The organism is Mesorhizobium sp. P3_A9 (assembly GCF_056402975.1).
Window position 1 is genome coordinate 1 of record NZ_JBFUGJ010000375.1, and the last position, 5,497, is coordinate 5,497.

General features: G+C 64.1%; 5 protein-coding genes. 1 reads left to right on the forward strand and 4 read right to left on the reverse strand.

Features of this window, described 5'->3' with window-relative positions; all coding sequences use genetic code 11:
• Positions 1–1,109: ABC transporter permease (locus AC1DX0_RS30230; RefSeq protein ID WP_477358096.1), on the reverse strand; the 1,109-nt coding region annotated here is incomplete at its 3' end.
• On the reverse strand, positions 1,106–2,212 hold the full coding sequence (locus AC1DX0_RS30235; protein ID WP_477218511.1) for an ABC transporter ATP-binding protein: 1,107 nt from the start codon (positions 2,210–2,212) through the stop codon (positions 1,106–1,108). The genes AC1DX0_RS30235 and AC1DX0_RS30230, both read right to left, overlap by 4 nt.
• 258 nt (positions 2,213–2,470) lie before the next feature.
• Here AC1DX0_RS30235 and AC1DX0_RS30240 point away from each other — a divergent pair, with 258 nt between their 5' ends.
• Positions 2,471–3,481 (forward strand): ATP-grasp fold amidoligase family protein, encoded by a 1,011-nt coding sequence (locus AC1DX0_RS30240; protein ID WP_477219090.1) that lies wholly within the window; start codon positions 2,471–2,473, stop codon positions 3,479–3,481.
• Positions 3,482–3,490: 9 nt separating this feature from the next.
• Here AC1DX0_RS30240 and dgoD read toward each other — a convergent pair whose 3' ends face one another.
• Together dgoD and AC1DX0_RS30250 are read right to left on the reverse strand one after the other, a co-directional pair.
• Positions 3,491–4,639, reverse strand: a complete 1,149-nt coding sequence (gene dgoD, locus AC1DX0_RS30245; RefSeq protein ID WP_477218510.1) for a galactonate dehydratase — start codon at positions 4,637–4,639, stop codon at positions 3,491–3,493.
• 7 nt (positions 4,640–4,646) lie between these two features.
• The gene (locus AC1DX0_RS30250) at positions 4,647–5,336 is read right to left on the reverse strand and encodes a FadR/GntR family transcriptional regulator (protein ID WP_477219089.1); all 690 of its coding nucleotides are present in this window, start codon (positions 5,334–5,336) and stop codon (positions 4,647–4,649) included.
• Positions 5,337–5,497 lie beyond the last annotated feature (161 nt).

The following is a 5,497-nucleotide window of genomic DNA, read 5'->3' on the forward strand; positions in this document are numbered from 1 at the left end:
AACTCGGTCAACAGCGAGCTCAGCATCTGGTCGCCGGCGCCGCCGACCAGCACCGGCGTGGTGTAGTAGCCGAGCGACAGGATGAAGACGAGCAGGGCGCCGGCGCCGAGCCCGGGCAGCGATTGCGGCAGGTAGACGCCGAGGAAAGCCGACAGCGGCGTCGCGCCAAGCGAGCTGGCGGCTCGCATATGCAGCGCCGGTATCGTCCTCATCACGCTGTAGAGCGGCAGCACCAGGAACGGCAGCAGCACATGCACCATGACGACATAGACGCCGAAGCGGTCGAAGATGAGCTGGAGCGGCTGGTCGACGACGCCAAGCCGGACGAGCAGGCTGTTGATGATGCCGTTCTTCTGCAGCATGACGATCCAGGCGGCCGTCCGCACCAGCACGGAAACCAGGAATGGCAGCAGCACCGCCGCGAGCACCAGGCGCCTGGCGAGCGGCCGGCAATGCGCGGCGTAAAAAGCCAGGGGATAGCCGATGGCGACGCAAAGCAGCGTGACGACGAGGCTGATCCAGAAAGTGCGCGTGAGATAGGTGATGTAGACCGCGCGATCGGGTGGCACGCCAATGATGCTGCCATCCCATTCCCGTTCGAGATCGAGCACCTGCAGCAGATAGCGCGGCGTCAATGCGGCTGAGGCCGAGCGCATGGCGCGCCAGGTGGCGAGATCGTCCCAGCGCGGATCGACGGCCGCGAAGGCCGCCCGGTAAGGCGGGGTCAATGTCTCGGCCTTGCGCGCGGTCTGCATCACCAGGCTGCGAAAGCCCGGTATCTCCTGGTTGAGCCGCGTTGCGATTCCGGCGACGGTTTTCGCCGCATAGCCCCGAGCCAGGTCGTCGGCGAGCGCGGCATAGGCGGTCTCCGCGGGCAGGGCGTCGCCAGTCCAGCCGGCCAGTGCCGCGGTCGTTCGCGGCAGTGCCGTGCGCATCTCCGGGCTCCAAACCGAAAACAGCAGCATCGAGGCGATCGGCAGCACGAAGATCACCAGCAGGAAAACAAGCAGTGGAGTCACCAGTGCGAAGGCGCGCAGCTGGCGCCGCCGCTCGGCACGGCGCAGGCCGGCGCGAAGGTCGGCCATCGGCGCCGCGTTGGTGGTCGTCATTGTCTTGCGTCCAGCACACGGGCACTGCCCGCTGCCCAGCTCAGTGCAACGCGTGCGCCGGCTGAAAACCGCTCCGGCCCCGCGATCGTCGTCCATGCCATGAAGCCGGTGCGGCCATCGACCTCGATTTCGTAGCGCAGATGATCGCCATGGTAGATCGTCGAGCGCACGGTTGCCGGTATAGAGCCGGTTCCGCCTGTGTCGAATTGGCTGAGAATTGTCCGTTCCGGCCGCACCGCGACGTTGACATGCATGCCGGGCCTGGCAGCGATCGCATTGATGGCTTGCACGGTGACGCCGCAGTCGAGTTCGACCATGCACCCGTCCTTGTCTTCGCGTACCGTGCCGGGGAAATTGTTCATCTCGCCAATGAAGTTGGCGACGAAGGAGGAGTTCGGCATTTCGTAGATCTGCTCGGGCGTGCCGAACTGCCGGATCACACCTTTGTCGAGCACCGCGATCCTGTCCGACAGGGTCAGGGCCTCCGACTGGTCGTGCGTGACATAGAGAACCGTCACGCCGAGTGCGGCATGAAGATGTTTGATCTCGATCTGCATCTCTTCGCGCAATTGCTTGTCCAGCGCCCCGAGCGGCTCGTCCATCAGCACGATCTCCGGCTTGAAGACGAGCGCGCGGGCGAGCGCCACGCGTTGCTGCTGGCCGCCGGAAAGCTGCGCCGGCAGCCGTTCGCCGAAGCCGTCGAGGTGGATCATGCCCAGAGCCTCGTCGACCCGCCGTGCGATCTCTGCCTTGGCCATGCCGCGTTGCAGCAGCGGATAGCCGATGTTGCGGCGCACGTTCATATGCGGAAACAGCGCGTAGCTTTGGAACACGATCCCCATGTTGCGCCGATAAGCCGGGACGCGGTCGAGCGGCCGGCCGTCGAGCAGCAACTCACCGCCGGTCGGGCTCTCAAACCCGGCCAGCATCATCAGCAGCGTCGTTTTGCCCGAGCCGGAGGGCCCAAGCAGCGTCAGGAACTCGCCGCGACCGATGTCGAGGTTGAGGTTTTCGACGACGTTGGCCAGCCCATCATAGGTCTTGCTGATGTTGCGGAATTCGACGATCGGTGCAGGCGCGGCATCGTGGGCTTGGTGTGCCAAGGCATCCTGGGGCGGCCGCTGTCCGGCATCCAAATGGCCAGCAAGGGCCGAAGGCTGCTCGTTCATGATCCCCCTCTGGAACGAAGTCGCTGCGGATGTTGCCGGTCCAGGTTGAAATAGCAAGCTGTTGACCAGCTGGCGCCGTCAACTTGTCGGTGCGGAGCGGCGGTGCTTAGTTGCGCGAGGGTTCGGGCAGAGGGCGTGACGGTGATCAAGCGATTCGAATGGCTGGGGGAGCGTCAACCCCGATTGGCCAGCATGAAGGCCAACGCCGAGCTTTCGCCAAAACATCGGCTCGTGCTGGCATTGGCGCGGCTGGCGATCACGCTTCGGCATCCGCAGCTTGTCGCGCGCTTTACGAGGAAGCTGGGCTATCTGCCCAATCCCGCCGCGCCGCAGCGGTACAATGAGTGCATGCTCTGGCGCAGGCTGATCGACCACAACCCGTTGTTTGTTACGCTGTCGGACAAGCTTGCAGCGAAGGATTACATCAACAAGGTCTGCCCCGATCTGCCGGTGCCCAAAACCTTGTGGCGCGGCCATGATCCCGATGAAATTCCGTCCGCGCTGCTTGCGGGTGATGTGATCGTCAAGGCCAACCATGGCTGCGACATGAATATCGTCATCTCAAACGGCCAGCCGGATCGCACCACCATCATTGAAGCCGCGAGGGGGTGGCTCGGCAAACGCCAGGGACGCTACAACAGCGAATGGGGCTATTGGCCGATCGTGCCGGAAATACTGGTCGAGGAGTTGCTGCCGCTCGCCGGCGGCGAGATCGCCACCGAGATCAAGGTTCAGGTCTGTAGCGGTGTCGTCTGCCACGTCAGGGCCGAGGACAAGAAGATCCTGATGTCGCACCTGTTTGACCCCGACGGCAATCCGTTGCCGGGCCGCGATATCGATTATCCCAGAGAGGACCAGGCGCTCGCAGTGACGCCGCGCCTGCTCGAACTCATTCGCCAGGCAGCCACGATCGCCCCGCGCATTGCCGGCGATCTCGATTATGTCCGCGTCGATTTCCTGGTCACCAATGAGCGGCTGTTTGCCGGCGAGGTCACCGTCTACACGGCGGGTGGCTATTCCACCTGGAGCAATCCCGCCATCATGGCTGGCATCGAGCAGCACTGGCGGCTCGAGCACGCTGGTTTCCTGCGGCGGCGCCACACCGGCTTCACCAGGCTCTACGCCGAGGCGCTTCTGGCAAAATGCGGCGCTTCAGCGCCATTTCCCGTGGAAGAGGTACCTTTGCAAAGTTTGCCGGGCTGAACCCGCTCATCACCACTCGGCGAAGGAGCCGTCCTTGTGGCGCCAGATCGGGTTGCGCCAGCGGTGGCCTTCCTTGGCTCGCTCCTTGACGTACTCTTCGTCGATTTCGACACCCAGTCCCGGCCCATCGGGAATGGCGACATAGCCATCTTCGTAACGGAAGACATCCTTGTTGGCGGCGTAGTCGAGCAGGTCGTTGGCGGCGTTGTAGTGGATGCCGAGGCTCTGCTCCTGGATGAAGCAATTGTAGCTCACGGCGTCGAGCTGCAGGCAGGCGGCGAGTGCGATCGGTCCGAGCGGGCAGTGCGGCGCGACCGCAATGTCATAGGCCTCGGCCATTGCCGCGATCTTGCGGCATTCGGTGATGCCGCCGGCATGCGACAGATCGGGCTGGATGATGTCGACCGCGCCTTGCTCGAACACCGACTTGAAATCCCAGCGGCTGTAAAGCCGTTCGCCAAGCGCGATCGGCGTCGAGCCAAGGGCGGCGATCTCCTTCAGCGCCTCGCGGTTTTCGCTGAGCACCGGTTCCTCAATGAACATCAGGCGGTAGGGCTCGAGCTCCTTGACTAGAATGCGCGCCATCGGCCGGTGCACGCGGCCGTGGAAATCGACGGCGATGCCGATATTGGGGCCGACCGCCTCGCGCACCATCGCGACACGCTCGATCGCGGCATCGATCTTGTCGTGGCTGTCGACGATCTGTAGTTCTTCGGTGCCGTTCATCTTGAGCGCCAGGAAGCCTCGCGAAACCACCTCCTTGGCGCCCGCCGCCACTTCCGCCGGCCGGTCGCCGCCGATCCAGGAATAGACCTTGATGGTGTCGCGCAATTTGCCGCCGAGCAGCTCGTGCACCGGCACACCGAGCGCCTTGCCCTTGATGTCCCACAGCGCCTGGTCGATGCCGGCGATGGCGCTCATCAGGATCGGGCCGCCGCGGTAGAAGCCGCCGCGATGCATCACCGTCCAGTGGTCCTCGATCAGGCGAGGGTCCTTGCCGATGAGATAATCGCCAAGCTCCTTGACCGCTGCCTCGACAGTCAGCGCTCGGCCTTCCACTACCGGCTCGCCCCAGCCGGTGACGCCGGCATCGGTCTCGATCTTCAGGAACAGCCAGCGCGGCGGAACGATGTAGGTGGTGAGCGAAATGATTTTCATGCTGGTCTCAGTTGTTCTTGAGTTTCTTGGCGCTGACGAGGTCGCGCGCCGCAAGGTCGAGAATCCGGTTTGCAGCACCTCGTGCCGCTTCTGCATCGCGCATGCGCAGCGCCTCTACCACCTCACGGTGCGCCGCCACCGCTTCCATGCGCCGGTCGAGTGAAATCACCGCTGTTGCCTCCAGCGAGAATTTCAGCCCGGTGTCGATCAGATTGCCGATCTGGCGAAAGATCGGGTTGTGGCTCGCGGCATAGACGATCTGGTGAAAGGCGATGTCGCTGCGCGAGAAGGCGGCGAGATCCTCGCCGGCGCCGGCCATCCCACGCCACGCCGCTTCGAGATTGGCGATCTCCTGCAGGGTCGCTCTCGTGGCGGCAAGCTCGGCGACCAGAGGCTCGATGGCGCGGCGCGTTTCGAGGATGGCGTCGAACAGCTTGTCGTCGAGCGCATGCGGCGCGTGCCAGGCCAGCACTTGCGGATCGATGATGTTCCAGTCGTCCTCATTGCAGACGATGGTGCCGACGCGCGGCCGCGACAGCACCAGCCCCTTGGCGGCCAGCACCTTCAGCGCCTCGCGGATGACGGTGCGACTGACGCCATATTCGACGCCGAGTTCGTTTTCGGTCGGCAAGGAGGAGCCGGCCGGATAGCGGCCGGAAAAGATGTCGGAAGCGATTGCCTTGGTCACATCGGGCATGACGCGCGGGCGGCGGGTGGCCGTGTCTCCTGAAGCCTTCTTAGAAGTTTCGGTCACCTCAGCCCTCCTCCAAGGCGGCGAACCCGCTGATTTCGCACAACCGGCCCGGCCTTACCGGATGCGAATGATTTGCGCCAGCGATCCCTGCTCAGAGCATGTAT

Excerpts from the sequence above, each read along its gene's own strand:
- AC1DX0_RS30240 (WP_477219090.1), top strand. The coding sequence starts at position 2,471 with ATGAAGGCCAACGCCGAGCTTTCGCCAAAACATCGGCTCGTGCTGGCA.
- AC1DX0_RS30250 (WP_477219089.1), bottom strand. The coding sequence starts at position 5,336 with ATGCCCGATGTGACCAAGGCAATCGCTTCCGACATCTTTTCCGGCCGC.
- dgoD (WP_477218510.1), bottom strand. The coding sequence starts at position 4,639 with ATGAAAATCATTTCGCTCACCACCTACATCGTTCCGCCGCGCTGGCTG.